Origin of the sequence: Thalassospira lucentensis, assembly GCF_032921865.1 — a bacterium.
Classification (GTDB): domain Bacteria; phylum Pseudomonadota; class Alphaproteobacteria; order Rhodospirillales; family Thalassospiraceae; genus Thalassospira; species Thalassospira lucentensis_A.
The window spans coordinates 1,040,037-1,059,198 of the sequence record NZ_CP136684.1; the positions used below are offsets into that span (position 1 = coordinate 1,040,037).

Genomic DNA, 19,162 nt, shown 5'->3' on the forward strand with positions numbered 1-19,162 from the left:
ATTGCACAAAACCAGTCAACGCATTGCATCGGGCAATGTTGTCTGGAATGCCGAATCTGGTCCGCATGCCTTCGATAGCCGTTCATATTCTTCCGGGGTGTCTATCGCACGATGGTCTTCGCGCCGCGCAAGATCGATGGCGCGCAACCGGCGTTTGAAATCCTGTCCATACTGGTTCAGCAAACGCCGTTGCAGGCGTTGCACCTCGCCCGCACCAACCGGTCGCATGGCGGCAAAGTCCGCGGTAATTTCCGCAACCATCGCATCAAGTTCCCGCTGGATATCGCGTTCCATATGCTGGTTGATCTGCACATGTTGCCCTTCATGGGCATAGACCACATCATATTCGCATGTGCCACGCTCTAGCTCAGACGCGACATACACCAGATGTTTGATCACCTTGACCTCGGGATTGATCCTGATCGGATAAAGGCAAAATTGCCCCACCCCGACTTCGACTGGTTCAAGCCGCATGTCGAACCGTGCCTGAAGCTCATATTCGGTCAAGCCGGTCACCAGATAACGACTGCCCTGGTTGGCCCGGTTGTTAAGCCAGCGCACGGACCGATGACGATCCAGCATCGGGTCCTGATTGATGAATGAAAGGCTTGCAACAGGTGCACGCGCGACCGCACAGCTGTTTTGCTGTGCGGCGGCATAATCGCTCGGCGTCACAAACAGAAACACCGCGATCAGACTGCATGCTGTAATTGCGCCGCACCTGATCAATGATTTGGGTACAGCGTGTTTCGCCCTTTGATCTGCCATATAAAGGATACGTTAATTCGGCCTGACCGGTTTGATCAATCCGCCCCTAACTGTGTTTGACATGGGCAGCGCAATCAACGCAAAGCGGTGTGGTCGGATCAAATTCCAGACGCTTCTTTTCAATTTCCTCGCCACAGTTATGGCAGAAACCGTAATCAGCACGTTCGATCCGGGCCAGCGTCTTTTCAATGCGATCAAGTTCGGCAGCGCGGCGACGTTCCTGTTCCAGATGCATCTGCTGATCCTGAAGCGCATCCATCCGCGACAGGCGACCGACGGCCTGCTGATCAAGTTCAACCGGCTTTCGATAATCTTCCGAATGGTTTGAATGGGCACTGATATCCGCGCGCCGGTCTTCAAGCCGCTGACGCAAGAATGCAATGTCAATATCTCTACGATCAGACATTCTGTTCCCTCACCGATTTGTTGCCGCCATAAAATATATATGGGTAGCGACCGGTGCCTTTCGCCAAGGGGGCGTCACGAATTTGTTCCGCCCCCTGCATTCAGCCGTGCCTAACCACAGTTTCCGCAGGCATCGACCAGCTTTTCCATCGCTGCCTCGGCCTCATCATCATCGAGCTTTTCGGCCTTCATCTTTTTCTGGATCTTGCAGCACAGTGCCGGACCATCGGCAAAGGCATGATCGGTCCAGAACGGAATATCGGTGCCGAAATATCCAATCTGGTCCAGGAACGACACACCGTAATAATAGGCTGCCCCGACTGAATTATAGAAAGTCGGATCATCAATGAACCCGCCATCCGGCGTCATGGATTTGGTCAGGCACCAGTCAAGGATCGTGGAAATGTCGGCTGATGCGGATTTCTGGCTGCCGCTATCGACTTCATCCCAGCCAAGGTCAAAGATTTTGGCAACGTCATAATTGTTGTGATTGTTAAAATCACCATTGTGCTTCCAGCCAAACGGATAGGCATCATCACGGATTGCAAGTGTTGTCTTGAAGATGGCCGGCCATAGCCCGACCTTGCCATGCTGATAGGAAATATTGTGGAAGGTCAGACTAAGGTCCGGACTTTTCAAAATATCGCCCGCGTCTGTTTCAAACCAGCCGCCCCAATATCCCGATTGCGCATCCTGCCAGTCATCCAACCAGCTTTTATAAGCCGCAATATAGTCATCGCTAAGATCAAAGCCTTTGACGTATTTGCGGAAATAATCGCGAATTTCGCTTTTGAAACACATTTCCGATAATGCCGCACTGACCGCACCCAGCGCATCGCGACGATCAAGCCCATCGGCAAAAATTCGCGATGTTTTCTGACTGTTCAGCCAGGCGACCAGATCGGCCGGTTGGGCAATCGGCGCCAGAAATGTCAGCGGATAATCCGGTGCAATCCCTTCGTCGGCCAACGAGTTGACCGCATCAATCATCGCATCCACCTTCAGGAACCACTGGTCGTAGCATGGCCCCCAGGAACCATCGCTTGCTACCTGTTCCTCGGCCCAGTCCTGATCCTTGTTTTTCAGCGACTTTTCAAACTGGGCCATCTTCTTTTCAAGCGCATCCCAGTCGGCGGTGTAAAGCAGCAACCACTTGCACTCGATCATATACTGATCGGATGCTGCCATACTGTTGCCTGTCTGCTGGGCCGCGATCAGCTTTTCTTCCAGCGGGGCGAGCTTGTCGGCATAGGCACCTTTTCGATCGGAATAGTCCGGATCAAAAGCACTGAACTGCTGCTCTATCAAGGAATTGAAATCTGTCACGCAGGCCCCCTGTCATCGGTGTGTTCGACGACTTAAAACAGGTGCCGCCCGAAATGGAAAGTGAAACAGAAACAAAGATCAGCAACGACAGTCAGTCCTGAGCCAGCCAATTCCTGATCACGCGCAATGCCTGCCCTGGATCGGTATCGACAATCCTGTTGGCAATATTGACCTTGCGACGATCAATTTTTCCTTCAATCCCGGCCACCGAAAAACTGTCAGCATCAGAATCATGTACGCGTTCATCCGGACGATAGCGGTCCGGCGACGATCCCGGCTCATAACGCGGGATCGGTGCCAAGGGCTTCGGCCCGGCCAGATAGCCAGGATCATAAGAAGCCTGCCCGGATGATGCAGATTTGTTTGCCATGCCGAAATTGTCTCTCCGATCAGCTCTTTCTGGCAAGAGGAATCACAGTTGGTATCTTTGCCGTCATATGGCCCACAAAGCGTTCAAAACGAAATTTATTAACAAAAACTTATATGGTGATAACAAGCACATCAGATTATGTTATACTTTAGTCTCAGCCAACGTTGATCAGCACGAAAGCCGATTCCTGTCCAAATGGTCGGGAAACCCGCACGGATCGCCGTAGAAGGTGTCGGCCTCAGTTGAACAAGGCCCGGTTTATCGCGCTATTCTAAGAGGTTCGAACGAAAATTTGGCGGACCGGTATGTTGTTTATAGATACAAAAAGATGCACATAGGAAAATTATCCGCCTGTACGTTGTAAACAACGAACAGCTCGCGCATCTTTAGAAGATCAGGGGAAAACCGGCTTTCAGAACTTTACCCGGCATTGGCTTTAGGATATTCACTACTTAAGAGTAGGAATATCGATACCTTTCGATAGGCATAAGAAATTCAGGGGAAGCCCGACGTGTACAGGGTAGTGGGTTGTTTTACATCGCTGGTATTATTGCTGGCCGTGGTTTTGACTGCGGTTGGAAATGGTGCGCATGCGGCTGAATTTGGTGAAGCACCGATGCTTGCCGATATGGTTGCAAACGGAAAACTGCCACCCGCCGGGGAACGTCTTCCGCGCACCCCGATGATTGTCACCCCCAATGACAAGCTTGGCCAGTATGGCGGCACATGGCTGATGGCGCAGAATGCCGAACGCGATCACGCCCTTCTGATCAGAACCATCGGATATGAACCACTCTTGCGCTGGACGCCGCAATGGACGGATACGGTTCCCAATGTTGCCCTTTCCATGCAAGCCAATAGCGATGCGACGGAATTCGTGTTCCGGCTGCGCCCGGGAATGCACTGGTCGGATGGTGCCCCTTTTACCGCTGATGATATCGCCTTCTGGTACGAAGACATTCTGCTTAATCCCGCATTTGAAAATGCAACGCCCGAATGGCTGACCGCCGGCGGAAATCCGGTGCACGTTGAAAAGATCGACGAAACCACCATCGCCTTTCGGTTCAACACACCCTATGGCCTCTTTCCGACCTTCCTTGCCCGTCCCGAAGGCGTTGAACCGGTAAGCTACCCGGCGCATTTCCTCAAACCCCTGCTGCCAAAATATAACAAGGATGCGGATGCAAAGGCACAGGAGCTTGGCTTCAAAGGATGGAAGGATCGTTTCGTTTCGGTGTTCGGCACACCAGGTACTATCGACGATCCCGGCCGATGGTCGAACCCGAATGTTCCCACCCTGAACGCATGGGTTTTGACCGGCGTTTACGGCCAGGACGACCCGCTTGTTGCCGTTCGTAATCCGTTCTACTGGAAAATCGATCCGGGCGGACGCCAGCTGCCCTATATCGACCGCGTGTCCTTTGATCTGGTCAATAGCAAAGACGAAGCCGGTGATGCGGCGATTGCAGGCAAGGTTAACATGCAGGAACGCCATATCGGCCGTCGTGCGGACGAAATCCTTGCCGCCAATGACAACCTGCAATCCTTTACCCTGATCGAAAGCGACATGAATATTCTGACCCTGTCGCTCAATCTCAACGACAGGGACCCTGTTCTGCGCGATATATTCCAGAATAAGGAATTCCGTATCGCCCTGTCTCATGCCATTGACCGCGACAGCATCATCGGCAGGTTCGTTCCCGGTGCCCTGCCCCATCAGGCCGCCCCACGCCCCGAAAGCCCGCTTTACCATACGGTACTGGCACGCCAGTTCATCACTTACGATCCGGTGCTTGCCGCAAGCCACCTGGCAAATGCCGGGCTGACACACAAAGACGACGAAGGCTTCCTTCTGCGCCCGGATGGTAAACGGCTGTCCTTCACCATCGATACCGAAGGCGCATCCCGCTTCGAGATGCTGTCTGCCGTTGTTGATTACTGGCGCGATATCGGCCTTGATGTGACGCCCCGCGATCTGTCGCGCGATGTTTTTGTAAACATGCGTGACAATAACAATCATCACGCCAGCGCATGGGGTGGTGACGGCGGCCTTGATGCCATGGTGATTCCGATCAACTATCTGCCGGTATCAAGCGAATCATCGTGGTACGCGACCGGCTGGGCCGAATGGTATACAAACCCGACAAATCCCGATGCAATCGCCCCACCCGCCGAGGTAATCCGTCAGCTGGCACTCTATAACCAGTTGAAAGCAACGGCAGATGCGGAAAAACAAAATAAACTTATGCGCGATATTCTCGACATCAGCGCAAATCAGTTTTACGTTATGGGAATTGCCTTGCCGCCCAATCGCAAGGGGCTCGTGGCAAAGAACTTCAAGAATGTTCCCAAGGTCATCCCTGCGGCTTGGAGCTATGCCACACCGGCACCGACCAATCCATCCCAGTATTATCTTGAGAGCCAATAACAGAATTAACCGGCAATCAGGCTGGGCCAGGGTTTAGAGGTTGGCGTGAAGAAGCTTTTTGACCGCCTGTTTGGCAGTCTGGTTTTCAAGATCGGGATCGCAATTGTTATTGTCGAAACCATCCTGCTTGGCCTCTTTGGCGGTTATTATGTTCAGTATTTCGGGGCGGAAATTGATCGGCGCATTGCCGAGCAGATAAGCGCACCCGGTCGCCTGATTCAGGATGAACAGCTCAAGATTTCCGTGATCAGCGACCCCAAGCAGCTTGAACTTCTTCTGGGTCCTCATCTTCGCGAAGCCATGGCAATCGGTTTTGACGGCACGATTTATCATGCGATGGACCCGATGCTGATCGGATCCGATATTGATTCCGTTCCCGATTTTCCGAAAGAACGGCTTTCTGCCGATCTGCGCAGTCAGGTATTGTTCACCACCGATGATGCTGGTGGCCGCAACATGGTCAGCATTACCCCGCTGTTCAGCCTGAACGCCAATCAGCCTTTCATGTTTGCCTATTTCAAGGTTTCGACCGTCGGCCTCGAAGAAAGCCAGCGCCAGATGCAATCCGTGCTGCTGATCGGGTCGGTCCTGTGCATTCTGATGACGTCAGGGCTGATTTTCCTGTTCATGCAGCAGACCGTGTTGCGCCGACTGATCACAGCCTCACAGTTCGTTTCCGAAATCCAGTTTGGCAAGCTCAGCGCCCGCCTGAAACCTGCCGGACGAGACGAAATCGGCACATTGGAACGTGGCCTCAATACAATGGCCGAAAGTCTGGAACGACGCACCAACCAGCACCAGATCGCCCAGGAAGCCCTTCGCGACAGCGAGGAACGGTTCCGCGACTTCACCCTTTCTTCTGCCGATTGGTACTGGGAAATGGGGCCGGACCTTAAAATCGCGTTTGCATCCTATAAATTCTATCAGCTGATCGAAGAACTGAACGGCTCGCCACAGGGTCAATCCTTTGACAAACTGGGCCTCAAGGCCGAAACCGATCATAGCTGGAACAGTCTGGTCAAACGGCTTGAAAGCCATCTGGCGTTTCAGAATTTTGAATTTTCCTGGATCTCGCGCGACGGACAAAAACATTTCGGACGCATCAATGGCGTGCCGGTTTTTGATCTGGATGGTTCGTTCAAGGGGTATCGCGGCACCGGCAGCGACGTAACCTCACAGCATCGCGCAACCGAAGAACAGCAGGCCCTGCAACGTCAGCTTGCCACATCACAAAAACTCGAAGCCGTCGGGCAGATGGCGGGTGGCGTGGCGCATGAATTCAATAACTGTCTTGCTGGCATTTTAAGCTTTGCCGAAGTTGCGCGCGCCAAAATTGATGATCCGGAACGGGTCAAGGAATACCTTGATCACGTGATTTCCCTTGGCGAACGCGCCACCAGCGTTGCCGATCAACTTCTGATGTTCTCGCGCCGCCGTATTGATCAGCCCACCATCGTTCAGGTCGATACCGCGATTAGCGAAATGGAAAAGCTGCTCGTTACGCTACTGGAACACCGGATCGAACTGCAAATCTGGGCCAATGACGCACCGCTTTATACGCGCGTTGATCCAACACAACTTTCTGCCTGCATCCTGAACCTTGCGATCAATGCCCGTGATGCGATGCCTGATGGCGGCACGTTGCAGATTTCCTGCTATGGTGCAACAGTTCCACCTGCCGATGAGCGGTCCCCTGATGACGAAGATGACATCTTCCCAAAGGCCGCCGCAGGCGACTATGTCGTGGTAACAGTTCAGGATACCGGTACCGGCATTCCTGCGGATATTCTGGACAATATATTCGAACCCTTCTTCTCGACCAAGGAACCCGGCAAGGGCACAGGGCTTGGCCTGTCGATCGTCCATAGCTGGGTCGAAGAATCCAGTGGCTTTATCGATGTCGAAAGCGTCGAGGGCGAAGGTACGACTTTCTCGATCTATCTGCCGCGCTCCGAAGCCGGCAAGGTCAAGGCATCTGCCCTGCAGGAAATCGACTATTTTCCCGGCAATGGCGAACGGGTCCTGATTGTCGATGATGAACAGTCACTGCGCACGACCGCCAAGATCATTCTTGAAGATGCCGGCTTTGACGCCATCGTCGCACGCAGTGCCGAAGAAGCCCTGCAGATCATCACCGAATCACAAAAGACGGACCGGATTGACGTCATTCTGACCGATGTGGTGATGACGGGGCTAAGTGGGCCGCAACTTGCCATCGAGGCACAGCGTCAATACCCCGATCTGGCCGTGGTCTTCATGTCTGGCTATCCGGCACGAACGCGCAGGGAAATGGAAAAGATGCTGGGCGATTATATCTTCGTCAAAAAACCGTTCCGACCCGCCCAGTTGCAAAAAGCCATCCACGAGGCTCTTGCCCACAAAACCGAACGCCAGCGGCTTTAGGGCATCATCAGCCGATTCGTCCAAACATCGTGGCGGTTGCGCGATCCCGTGGTGCCACGCTGTCACAGCACATCCAAAAATTTATTTTCCAAGGGAAGCATAAACCCTTGATTTGACATCGTTCACAAAAAAGTAATCGCTGTTTGATGCCATGCTGTGACAGCTGTCACTTTAAAAGTGTTAACCGAAGCCTAATCTGAGAGTCAGAAGCCGTGATATCGCCAATGCGCAGTTATCACATCTTCACGGAATTTGGGACGAGGATACAATGATCGGATCAGCAGGTTCAGGACTTAGCTCTGCCGCACAGGCCGTAAATGACGCGATCACACCGGGCGGTGGTAAAGATGGCGTATCCGCACCGCTTGCCGCAGCAACGTCTTCGATCCAGAAGGCGCAAGGCCTTGCACAGGTTATAGGCTCTATCGTCACGGAACATCAGCCGCTTGAAACCAGCGGCGCACGCGGTACCCGCGTCAATCTTCTAACGTAATTTTTCCCTCTCGTTAGCTTCCTCGGGGTGGTTTCGACCACCCCTTTTTCTGCGTGGCTTCCGGATGTATCCTGTCTGTATGCAGAAACCATCCGGACCCCGTGAAAAAATCATTCCCGAAGGCGATGACCGCGAACGGTTAAGCTGCCCCGATTGCGGTTACATCCGTTACGACAATCCCAAAATCATCGTCGGTGTCGTCGCAACCTGGGAAGACCGCTATCTGATGTGCCGCCGCGCGATCAATCCGCGCAAGGGCTTCTGGACGCTGCCCGCCGGTTTCATGGAAATCGATGAAACCTCTGCCGCCGGTGCAGCACGCGAAGCCTATGAAGAAGCCCGCGCTGATCTTTCGCTTGATCGTTTGCTCTGCCTTTATGACCTGCCCCATATCAGCCAGTTACAATTGCTCTATCGCGCAACCCTGAACAGTCCCGATATTTCCTGTGGCCCGGAAAGTCTTGATGTCGGCCTGTTTCCCTGGGCCGACATCCCGTGGGATAACATCGCCTTTCCAACCGTCCATTGGGCCCTACATCATCATCGTGACGCCATCGGGCAGGATGTCTTTCCGCCATTTGGCAACCCACCCGGCGCATCGGCCCGAATGGGAGGCAATGGCAATTGATGCCCCCGCAACTTCATGACAAAACCCGTTGACCGTGCTAATCTTTTTGCGATTTCAGAACGGATGAACTCATGGCAACCAACCGGATCGGCAGCAGTGCCACACAAACGGGCCTTCACGATGCCCGCTCCATGCCGCAAGGCGTGCCTTCGGGTGTGCGCGGCCGTGTTGCCGCCAACACTGATCAGCCATCATCCGACAGCTTTATCGCCGCCCAGCTTGCCCGTCTGCGCAATCTGATCGCAGCCGATCAGATTGACCACAATGCGCGGCGCGGGACATATCTGAACATTGTCCTTTGATCAGGCCTTATCCCGGCCTACCCTTGCCTTGTGGGATGACCAAAAACCCGGATGTAACGTTCAACCTGCTTTGGATCGCCTGAAATCTTTTCCGGATTGTCTGAAAGCTTGACCGCCGGTTGCCCATTGGCACTTGTTACCTTGCACACCAGCGACATCGGCTCAAGCCCCTGTTCGCCAGCCGGATCACAACCGCGAAAATCATTGGTCAGGTTCGTACCCCAGCCAAAACTCATCCGGACCCGGCCATGAAAATGCAGATAGGTTTCGATGATCGCATCAATGTCGAGATTGTCTGAAAAGACCAGAAGCTTCTCGCGCGGGTCCCTGCCATGCTCTTCCCACCATCGGATGATCTGCTCACCACCTTCAATCGGCGGCGCACTGTCGGGGCGAAATCCGGTCCAGTCCGCCAGCCAGTCTGGCGCACCTTCAAGAAAGGCCGTCGTTCCAAATGTATCGGGCAACGCGATCAGAAGATTACCGCTATAATGCTGGCGCCATTGCTCAAGCACGCGATAAGGTGACGCAGCAAGTTCTTCATCGGTTTTGGAAATTGCCGCCTCGACCATCGGCAATTCATGGGCGTTGGTGCCAATCGCCTCAATATCCGCCGTCATCGCCAGCAACACATTCGATGTACCGATAAACCGGCTGCCAATTCCTTCTTTCAGGGCCTCGACACACCAGCGCTGCCATAAAAAGCCATGCCGCCGCCGGGTGCCGAAATCAGCCAGAATAAGATCGGGCAAATCGCGAAGCCGTTCGACCTTTTCCCAAAGTTTGGCCTTGGCGCGCGCATACAGCACATCAAGTTCAAACCGTCCGCGATTGCGCAATACAGCACGCGACCTTAATTCAGTAATGATCGCTAATGCCGGTGTTTCCCACATCGAACTGTGCGTCCATGGTCCGGAAAAATGCAGTTCAAACTGTCCGTCAATCTTGCGCAATTCATAGTCGGGCAATTGGAAATCGCCCAGCCAGCTGATGAATTCCGGTTTGAACATATGGCTGCGCCCGTAAAACGTCGCCCCGGCCAGCCAGATCAGTTCCTGCCGCGTAAAACGCAAGCTTCGCGCATGATCAAGCTGCGCACGTAATTCGCCTTCATCAATGATATCGCCAAGCCTTATGTGATGGCTGCGATTGATCAGCGAAAAGGTAACGTCCACATCCGGGTGTTCCTGCCAGATCGCCTGCAACATCAGAAGCTTGTAAAAATCCGTGTCCAGAAGACTGCGGATGATCGGATCAAGCTTGAAATTGTGATTATAGGTCCGTGTGGCGATGTCGGTAACGGTCATGAACCACCTGTCAGATTGGCTGGGATGTTCGCTTTGACATAAGTATCAATGCCACCGGGCGAAAGCGCCACCCCGCAAACATTCCGACCGGCAAAAAAGAAGCCCCGTACAGAGTACGGGGCCAGTTTGTTTGTCCGGGTGTGTGGACAAGGGAGCTTGCGCAAAAGCGTGAAAAGGGTTCACGCAGTTGCCTGGTTTTCGCTCATCGAGCGAATGGGGTTTTCCAGCTTGTCGACGATTTCTTTCGGCACGATCTGCCAGAAATTGCCGCGTTCGCGATCCCAATTGTCGAGTATGGTGCGCGCAAAACCACTATCGGTTTCTGCAACATGCTCTTCAATCAGCGAACGACAGACTTCGTCCCAATGCTGGGTTTCAATACGCTGGTAAAGGATGGAGCCATCATTGACGACATCCCCAAAGGTGCCTTCAACGTCATAGATGAACGCCATGCCACCGGTCATGCCGGCACCGAAGTTCTCACCGACCGAGCCAAGGATCACGGCCGTACCGCCGGTCATGTATTCACAACCGTTCGAGCCACATCCTTCGACCACCACGGTTGCGCCCGAGTTACGAACGCAGAAACGTTCCCCGGCCTGACCAGCAGCAAACAGCTTACCGGCCGTCGCACCATAAAGGATGGTGTTACCGATAATCGTGTTTTCGTTGGTCTTGAGCGGGCTTGACGGCCGCGGGCGCAAGACGATGGTACCGCCCGAAAGACCCTTGCCGACATAGTCGTTGGCATCGCCCTGAACTTCGATTTTCAGCCCCTGAACCGCAAACGCGCCCAGTGACTGACCGGCAGAACCACGCAAACGCACATGCAGGTGGCCCGGTTTCAGACCGGTCATGCCATATTTCTGCGTGATCAGCGACGAGATACGCGTCCCGATCGCGCGCTGCGTGTTCTGGATGTTGTATTGCAGCTGCATCTTTTCGCCGTCTTCAAGCAATGCACGCGCATCCTTGATCATCTGGGCGTCAAGCGTGTCGGGCACTTCGTTACGGCCGACAGTCGTGCAGTAACGTTTGTGATCACCGGCATCAGCCTGTGCAAGCAGCGGGTTCAAATCAAGGTCAACAAGATCCTTCGCGCCGCGATGAACCTGCTGCAGCAGATCCGAACGACCGATGATTTCCTGCAGATTGTCATAGCCAAGCTCGGCAAGGATATCCTTGACCTCTTCGGCCATGAAGGTGAACAGGTTGACCAGCTTGTCCGCTGTACCGACGAATTTGGCACGCAATGCCGGGTCCTGGGTACAAACGCCAACCGGGCAGGTGTTCGAATGGCACTGACGCACCATTATACAGCCAAGTGCGATCAGGGATGCGGTACCGATACCAAATTCTTCCGCACCCAGCATCGCACCAATCACAACGTCACGGCCGGTTTTGAAACCGCCATCGACGCGCAGTTTGACCTTGCTGCGCAGGTTGTTCAGCGTCAGGACCTGATTGACTTCCGAAAGGCCCATTTCCCACGGAATACCGGCATATTTGATCGAGGTCTGCGGGCTGGCACCGGTACCACCGTCATACCCCGAAATCAGGATGACGTCGGCCTTTGCCTTTGCCACACCGGCTGCAATCGTGCCCACACCCGAACGCGACACCAGCTTGACGCAAACGCGGCAACGCGGGTTGATCTGCTTCAGGTCATAGATCAGCTGCGCCAGATCTTCGATCGAATAAATGTCGTGGTGCGGCGGCGGCGAAATCAGGGTCACACCCGGCGTCGCATGACGCAGCTGTGCGATTTCAACCGTGACCTTGAAGCCCGGAAGCTGACCACCTTCGCCGGGTTTTGCACCCTGGGCGACCTTGATCTGGATTTCTTCGCAGTTGTTCAGATATTCGGCGGTTACACCGAAACGACCCGATGCCACCTGCTTGATGGACGAACGCGCATTGTCCCCGTTCGAACGCGGACGGAACCGTTCACGCGATTCACCGCCCTCGCCAGAGTTCGATTTCGCACCGATGCGGTTCATCGCAATCGCAAGCGCCTCGTGGGCTTCGGTCGAAAGCGCACCGTGGGACATGCCCGGTGTTACGAACCGTTTGCGGATTTCGGTAATGCTTTCAACCTGTTCCTGACGAACCGGTTTACGGTCGGAACGGAAATCAAGCAGATCACGAAGATGAAGCGGCTCACGCGAACGAAGCCCTTCCGAAAACTTGCGGAAGGTATTGTACGAACCCGTGGTAACGGACGACTGCAACGTATGGATCAGCGGGCCGGTCCAGACATGGCGTTCACCCGAACGACGATATTTGTAAAGGCCACCGACCGGAAGGGTCACGACATTGCCGTTAAACGCTTCCTTGTGCTGGGCAATGCATCGGCGCTGGATACCCTGAAGACCGATACCCGAAATGCGCGACGGCATCCCCGGGAAGAATTCCGCCACCAACGACCGCGACAGGCCGATACTTTCAAAGTTATAGCCACCGCGATAGGAACTGATGATCGAAATGCCCATCTTGGACATGATCTTGAGCAGGCCGGCATCAATCGCCGCCTTGAAACGCTGCATGACCTCGGCGGTGCTGCCGACATTCGGGAACAACCCACGCGCATAACGGTCCAGAAGACCTTCCTGCGCCAGATAGGCGTTCACCGTCGTCGCACCCACACCGATCAGAACGGCAAAGTAATGCACATCCATGCATTCCGCCGACCGGACGTTAAGCGAGATGTAGGTACGCAGCGACGTTTTCACGAGATAGCTGTGCACACCACCCGTTGCCAGAACCATCGGAATTGCAGCACGTTCAGTCGTGATGCCTTCATCGGTCAGGATGATATGAAGCGCGCCACCACGAACGGCTTCTTCGGCTTCGCGCTGGATGCGGGTAATCGCATCGCGCAGTGCTGACGGGCCGCCATTGATGTCAAACGTGGTGTCGATTTCGACCGCCGTTTCACCCATATAACCACGCATCGCGTCATATTCGGCATTGGTCAGAACCGGGCTTTCAAGCTGAAGCAGGTCACACTGGCTTTCATCCTCGTCAAGGATGTTGCCAAGGTTGCCAAGTCGCGTTTTCAGACTCATGACGCGGGCTTCGCGCAAAGAGTCAATCGGCGGGTTGGTCACCTGCGAAAAGTTCTGGCGGAAGAAATGATGCAGACCGCGATACCGATCCGACAGGATCGCAAGCGGGGTGTCATCCCCCATCGAGCCAATGGCTTCCTTTCCGTCCTCACCCATCGGGTGCAGGATCAGTTCAAGGTCTTCATGCGTAAGACCCATCGCCTTCTGCAGACGCAGAAGTGCTTCCTTGCCAAGGCGTGCCGGTTCGGTATGTTCCGGCGAAATCAGGTCATCAAGCACCTTGGTGCGGCCAACCCATTTCGACCAGTCACGACGGTTCGCCAGCTTATCCTTAAGCTCGCTGTCATGGTACAGCTTGCCTTCTTCAAGATTGATGGCAATCATCTGCCCCGGGCCAAGCCGACCTTTTTCAAGGCAGCTTTCCTCGTCGATATGCACCATGCCTGCTTCGGAACCGGCAATCAGAAGGCCGTTACCCGTGACGGCATAACGCAACGGACGAAGACCGTTACGGTCCGTACCGCCCATCAGCCACTTGCCACCATAGGCTGCCAGTGCCGCCGGGCCGTCCCACGGTTCCATCACCGCATTGCAATAGGCATAAAGGTTTTTATAGCTGTCCGGCGTTGATGCCTTTTTCGACCATGCTTCGGGCACCATCATGGTTTTCACCATCGGCAGGTCACGACCGGCACGCACCATCAGTTCGAACACGGCATCAAGGGCGGCCGAGTCCGATGATCCCGGCTGAATGACAGGTTTCAGGTCTTCGATGGTGTCGGAAAATGCCTCGTGCGCCATGCGGGCTTCGTGGCTTTTCATCCAGTTGACGTTACCGCGCAGCGTGTTGATCTCGCCGTTATGGGCCAGAACGCGGAACGGCTGCGCCAACGGCCAGCTCGGGAAGGTGTTGGTCGAATAACGCTGGTGATAGACGCAGAAGTTCGAAACGAACCGCTCATCACGCAAATCCGGATAGAAGATGTCGACCTGCTCGGCAAGGAACATGCCCTTGTAGATGATCGAACGGCACGACATCGAACAGATATAGAAATCCTTGATCGCTTCTGACAGGACCGCTTTCTCTACGCGACGACGGATGGTGTAAAGGTCAACCTCGAACTGGTCTTCATCAACGTCATCACGCGCACCGATCAGAACCTGTTCGATTTCAGGCCGCGTCTGGTTGGCTTTTTCACCGATAACCGAAACATCAACCGGAACCTGACGCCAGCCAAGAATACCGTAACCCTGTTTCAGGATTTCGGTTTCAACGATGGCACGGCACCGTTCCTGTGCCGACATGTCGATACGCGGCAGGAATACCTGACCAACCGCAATCAGGCTTTCCGGGGCTTCCTGGTTGATAACCTTCAGGTACGCCTTGAAGAAATCCTGCGGGATCTGCAGGTGAATGCCCGCTCCATCGCCGGTTTTACCGTCGGCATCAACCGCACCGCGGTGCCAGATGGCTTTCAGCGCCTCGATACCGGCTTCGACAACCTCGCGACGCGGCTTGCCATCAATCGCACCGACAAGACCCACGCCACAGTTGGCGTGTTCTTCGGCCGGGTCATACATGCCGTTCGCCGACAGATGTTCGGCATTCTTTTCAAAACGGGCGATCTCTTGCGCGCCACGGTCATGAATAATCTTGTTCATAACTCTCTCTCCTAATGCGGCAGCGGGCTTAAGCAGCAGCTTCTTTGCGCGCCAGCAAATATTCATCGATCCGGTCAGCCGCATCGCGACCGTCACGGATGGCCCAGACCACCAGCGACGCACCGCGCGCAATATCACCGGCGGCAAAAACGCCATCCAGATTGGTCATCATCGAGCGGAAATCGATTTTAACCGTGCCCCAGCGTGACACACCCAGTTCCGGTGCCTCGAACATGGTCGGCAGGTCTTCCGGCTCGAAACCAAGGGCTAGGATGACCATGTCGGCATCCATGGTGTAGTTCGAACCTTCGATCAGTTCCGGGCTCTGGCGGCCACCGGCATCCGGGGCGCCAAGGCGCATCTTGACCGCGCGCACACCGGTCACCTTGTCGTCGCCAACAAAGGCTTCCGGGTTGGTCAGCCAGACAAATTCGACACCTTCTTCCTCGGCATTGGCCACTTCGCGCTGTGAACCCGGCATGTTGGCGCGGTCACGGCGATAAAGACATTTGACCGACTTCGCACCCTGACGGATTGCGGTACGGACACAGTCCATTGCCGTATCGCCGCCGCCAATAACGACAACGTTCTTGTCTTTGGCGTTCAGCGTGCCGTCGTCATAGGCCGCAACCGTATCGCCAAGACCGATGCGGTTCGATGTGGTCAGATACTCAAGAGCTGGATAGATATTGCCAAGGCCGACACCCGGCAGCTTCAGATCGCGGGATTTGTAAACGCCCGTTGCGATCAGAACGCTGTCATGTTTGCGGCGCAGTTCATCAAGCGTCGCGTCACGGCCGACCTCGAATTCGGTGTGCATGACGACACCGCCTTCTTCAAGCAGCTTCACCCGGCGTTCAACGATATGTTTTTCAAGCTTGAAGCCCGGAATCCCGTAAACCAGCAACCCGCCCATGCGGTCATAGCGGTCATAGATATGGACTTCATATCCTTTAAGGCGCAGCTGTTCGGCCGCTGCCATGCCTGCGGGACCACCACCGATGATCCCGACCGACATACCGTTTTCCTGCGTCGGCTTGGGCGCCTTGACCCAGCCATTCGCAAAGGCGGTATCGGTAATGTATTTCTCGACCGACCCAATCGTGACAGCGCCATGCGTTGACTGTTCGATCACGCAATTGCCTTCACACAGACGGTCCTGCGGGCAGATGCGACCGGTCACTTCCGGCATATTGTTGGTTGCCGCCGAAATGGCATAGGCTTCTTCCATGCGACCTTCGGTCGTCAGGCGCAGCCAGTCCGGAATGTTATTATACAAAGGACAATGGGCCTGACAGAACGGCACACCACATTGCGAGCAGCGCGCAGACTGATCGGCCGCAGCTTCTGTCTCGAAACCTTCGTAAATTTCATTGAAGTCCGTGCGACGCTCGGATGCTTCTCTCTTGTGCGGATATTTTTGTTCAAGATGAACAAACTTCAGCATCTTTTCTGTCATAGCAGCCCTCTAAAAGGGTTTTATGTTGCGGGTTGGCTTTTGTATACGCGCCGGTTTTGCAAGAATCCAGCACAAAATGCATGATAGGTCAATATTACTGACCATTATATCCCCAAATAAAATCAGGATATCGGGAATTTCGGGTTTTAAAGCGCTGAAAGAAAGTTTCATTAGTACCATTTTGGTACTATTAATGCATTTCGCCTGTTCGCGCTAAGCTGCTATAAGCGGGGAGTTTTTGCCGATAACAGCGATCGAGGCCGGGGTGACGTTACAACATATAATTCTTCTGGCAGTCATCCAGGGGATCACGGAATTCCTCCCCATCAGTTCATCAGGTCACCTGATCCTGACCCCCGCCCTGACTGGTGCTGCAGATCAGGGTTTGTTGGTAGATGTTGCCGTTCATGTCGGCACACTGGCCGCTGTAATGATCTATTTCTGGCGCGATGTTTTCGCGATGATCGGCGGATTCTTCGTGCTTTTGTCCGGCCGGATCAACCCCGGTGCCCGACTCGCGCTGCACATCATTTTCGCCACCATCCCGGTGGTCGCGGTCGGCTTCTATTTCAAAGTCTCGGGCATCGAGGAACAACTGCGCTCGGTCGAAATCATTGCCTGGACCACGCTTGTCTTTGGCATTGTCCTTTGGATTGCCGACAAGATCGGCATGACGATCAACCGGCTTGAACATATGCGCTGGGGCGGGGCGCTTTTCATCGGCCTAGCACAGGTCATTGCCCTTGTTCCCGGCACCAGCCGTTCGGGTATCACCATGACGGCGGCACGCCTGATGGGCTATGAACGTGCTGATGCTGCACAGTTTTCGATGCTGCTGTCGATCCCGGTCATTCTGGGCGCTGGCCTTCTGGCCGGTATCGATCTGCAACAATCGGGTGACATGGCCCTGACCATGGATGTTCTGCTGGCTGCCGCCCTCTCCTTCATCACCGCCCTGATCGCCATCGCCATGCTCATGAGCTGGCTTAAACGGTCAACCTTCACGCCGTTCGCCATCTACCGCATTCTTCTGGGCGCCGGCTTGCTGGTGTGGATTTATGGCTATGGCGGCGGTCCGATCCCGTTCCTCGGGTAATCCTGCCGTCACAATAGCCTGCAATTGAGCAACTGACCAACCGAATGGCCAAGTGATCGACCATGCCTGCCCGAATGTTTCTTCGCCCGATTGATCCTGTTGCTGACGGTGCGGCTCTCCACGCCATTTTTGGTGATCCGGAATGCTGCACATGGCTTCCCGAACCGGCCTTTGCATCGGTCGTGGATACCATCGCAAAGCTCAAACACTGGAGCAACGGCTTTGAAAAGACGTCATGGGCGGTTGCCGCGTCGCCGGATGGCCCGGCCCTTGGCCGCATCGCCCTATATAACACCGGCGATGATCCCGACGTGTGGGAAGCCGCCTGTATGATTTCCCCTGCGGCACGCGGGCAAAACCTCGCTGCTCGGGCATTGTCCCATGCCATTGGGTATCTTTTTGAAACCACGACCGCGCGCCGCATCTTTGCTGATATCGATCCGGACAATATTGCGTCGATCCGGGTATTCGAAAAACTGGGCTTTACCCGCGAAGGTCAGCTTCGCGGGACCTGGAACACGCATATCGGCATTCGTGATTCGGTGATCTACGGGTTGATGAAAACAGACCCACACCCCGATATTGGCCCGGCCCCCGTCGTGATGATATGAATCCGGTCCGACAACACGACCGGAAGGCATTAATCCTGCCAGATCGGCCCACCCGAAAGGACGATTTGCGCACGCGCCGGATCTCCCGGCGCATAACCGCTATCGTCGACAAAACGCATCAGGAACGGTTCGTGCGACATTAAAAAGTCAATCGCACCCAATTGGACTTCATTACTGGTGATCCCGGCTTTCAGGTCATCAAGCCCCATACCGGTCTGGGCAAAAAGCCCTTCAAGCAACTCGTCATCGCCCGCAATATGGGCAATTGCCCGAATGGCCAGAGTTTCAGCCGCTTCCTTGTTCATCGTCCCCCCATCCTTTACCGCTACACCTCGCCGTTTGCCGACGAGGCTAGCTGAACCACTTTGCCTTGGCCAGGGCACGCCAGACAACCAGCCCGGCAATCACGACCAGAATGCCGCCGATCATGCCGAAATTCTGCCCCAGTAACACGACGAGTCCCCAGAATCCGATGGTGCCAAACCCGACCGCAAGGGCCAGAAATGCCGATTTCGTAAGACTGTCCTGATTCTTCTGGGCGGCTTCGGCACGTTTGAGCTCGTCAACAATCTCGTACCAGGCGATCTGCTGCCAACGTGAATATTTAAGCCCCTTGCGCGGACCCTTGCGCAGGAACTCGTCAAGCTGCTTGACGATATTGGCCGCACGTTCCTCGGGCACGACATATTTGCCGAACCGCTCTTTCTTGCGCGGGCCTTCGTCTTCACTATCGATATCGTTCACCCAACCACTCCGAAAGCTGCCCGTTTTCGGGCCATGCCATTGGTCATAAGCGTTTCTGATTTATATCCGGTAAATCCGGCAACGCTGTGAGA

The 19,162-nt window shown here is 54.7% G+C and carries 16 protein-coding genes; 7 read left to right on the forward strand and 9 right to left on the reverse strand.

Annotated elements, in window-relative coordinates:
• Positions 1-15 precede the first annotated feature (15 nt).
• The 4 genes from R1T41_RS05445 to R1T41_RS05460 all read right to left on the reverse strand — a co-directional run bounded on the left by R1T41_RS05445 (position 16) and on the right by R1T41_RS05460 (position 2,869).
• A complete protein-coding gene (locus R1T41_RS05445; protein WP_317340466.1) occupies positions 16-675 on the reverse strand; it encodes a hypothetical protein in 660 nt (219 codons plus the stop codon).
• Between the two features lie 139 nt (positions 676-814).
• A complete protein-coding gene (locus R1T41_RS05450; RefSeq protein WP_062951311.1) occupies positions 815-1,174 on the reverse strand; it encodes a TraR/DksA family transcriptional regulator in 360 nt (119 codons plus the stop codon).
• Positions 1,175-1,284: 110 nt separating this feature from the next.
• Positions 1,285-2,499 (reverse strand): hypothetical protein, encoded by a 1,215-nt coding sequence (locus tag R1T41_RS05455; protein WP_317340468.1) that lies wholly within the window; start codon positions 2,497-2,499, stop codon positions 1,285-1,287.
• A 91-nt stretch (positions 2,500-2,590) separates the two neighbouring features.
• On the reverse strand, positions 2,591-2,869 hold the full coding sequence (locus tag R1T41_RS05460) for a hypothetical protein (RefSeq protein ID WP_062961305.1): 279 nt from the start codon (positions 2,867-2,869) through the stop codon (positions 2,591-2,593).
• A gap of 511 nt (positions 2,870-3,380) precedes the next feature.
• On the opposite strand from R1T41_RS05460, the gene R1T41_RS05465 reads away from it, so the two are divergent.
• The 5 genes from R1T41_RS05465 to R1T41_RS05485 all read left to right on the forward strand — a co-directional run bounded on the left by R1T41_RS05465 (position 3,381) and on the right by R1T41_RS05485 (position 9,123).
• Positions 3,381-5,297 (forward strand): ABC transporter substrate-binding protein, encoded by a 1,917-nt coding sequence (locus R1T41_RS05465; protein WP_317340471.1) that lies wholly within the window; start codon positions 3,381-3,383, stop codon positions 5,295-5,297.
• Positions 5,298-5,342: 45 nt separating this feature from the next.
• Positions 5,343-7,700, forward strand: a complete 2,358-nt coding sequence (locus tag R1T41_RS05470; protein WP_317340472.1) for an ATP-binding protein — start codon at positions 5,343-5,345, stop codon at positions 7,698-7,700.
• Positions 7,701-7,968: 268 nt separating this feature from the next.
• Positions 7,969-8,193: a hypothetical protein gene (locus tag R1T41_RS05475; RefSeq protein WP_062951301.1), complete on the forward strand. Its 225-nt coding sequence runs from the start codon at positions 7,969-7,971 to the stop codon at positions 8,191-8,193.
• A 79-nt stretch (positions 8,194-8,272) separates the two neighbouring features.
• A complete protein-coding gene (locus tag R1T41_RS05480; RefSeq protein ID WP_317340475.1) occupies positions 8,273-8,821 on the forward strand; it encodes an NUDIX hydrolase in 549 nt (182 codons plus the stop codon).
• Between the two features lie 71 nt (positions 8,822-8,892).
• Positions 8,893-9,123, forward strand: coding sequence for a hypothetical protein (locus R1T41_RS05485; RefSeq protein WP_062961308.1), 231 nt, complete (start codon positions 8,893-8,895; stop codon positions 9,121-9,123).
• A gap of 17 nt (positions 9,124-9,140) precedes the next feature.
• On the opposite strand, the gene pncB is transcribed toward R1T41_RS05485, so the two are convergent.
• The 3 genes from pncB to R1T41_RS05500 all read right to left on the reverse strand — a co-directional run bounded on the left by pncB (position 9,141) and on the right by R1T41_RS05500 (position 16,619).
• Positions 9,141-10,430, reverse strand: a complete 1,290-nt coding sequence (gene pncB, locus R1T41_RS05490) for a nicotinate phosphoribosyltransferase (protein WP_317340476.1) — start codon at positions 10,428-10,430, stop codon at positions 9,141-9,143.
• Between the two features lie 179 nt (positions 10,431-10,609).
• A complete protein-coding gene (gene gltB / locus R1T41_RS05495) occupies positions 10,610-15,160 on the reverse strand; it encodes a glutamate synthase large subunit (protein ID WP_062951296.1) in 4,551 nt (1,516 codons plus the stop codon).
• Between the two features lie 28 nt (positions 15,161-15,188).
• Positions 15,189-16,619, reverse strand: a complete 1,431-nt coding sequence (locus R1T41_RS05500) for an NAD(P)-dependent oxidoreductase (protein WP_062961310.1) — start codon at positions 16,617-16,619, stop codon at positions 15,189-15,191.
• A 265-nt stretch (positions 16,620-16,884) separates the two neighbouring features.
• On the opposite strand from R1T41_RS05500, the gene R1T41_RS05505 reads away from it, so the two are divergent.
• The gene (locus tag R1T41_RS05505) at positions 16,885-17,715 is read left to right on the forward strand and encodes an undecaprenyl-diphosphate phosphatase (RefSeq protein WP_317340478.1); all 831 of its coding nucleotides are present in this window, start codon (positions 16,885-16,887) and stop codon (positions 17,713-17,715) included.
• Positions 17,716-17,777: 62 nt separating this feature from the next.
• Complete coding sequence (locus R1T41_RS05510) at positions 17,778-18,326, forward strand: GNAT family N-acetyltransferase (RefSeq protein ID WP_317340480.1); 549 nt, start codon at positions 17,778-17,780, stop codon at positions 18,324-18,326.
• 29 nt (positions 18,327-18,355) lie between these two features.
• Here the strand turns inward: R1T41_RS05510 and R1T41_RS05515 are convergent, their stop codons facing one another.
• Entirely contained in the window at positions 18,356-18,631 is a 276-nt protein-coding gene (locus R1T41_RS05515; RefSeq protein WP_317340482.1) for a DUF3572 domain-containing protein, read from the reverse strand.
• 46 nt (positions 18,632-18,677) lie between these two features.
• Complete coding sequence (locus R1T41_RS05520; protein ID WP_317340484.1) at positions 18,678-19,070, reverse strand: hypothetical protein; 393 nt, start codon at positions 19,068-19,070, stop codon at positions 18,678-18,680.
• Between the last annotated feature and the right edge of the window lie 92 nt (positions 19,071-19,162).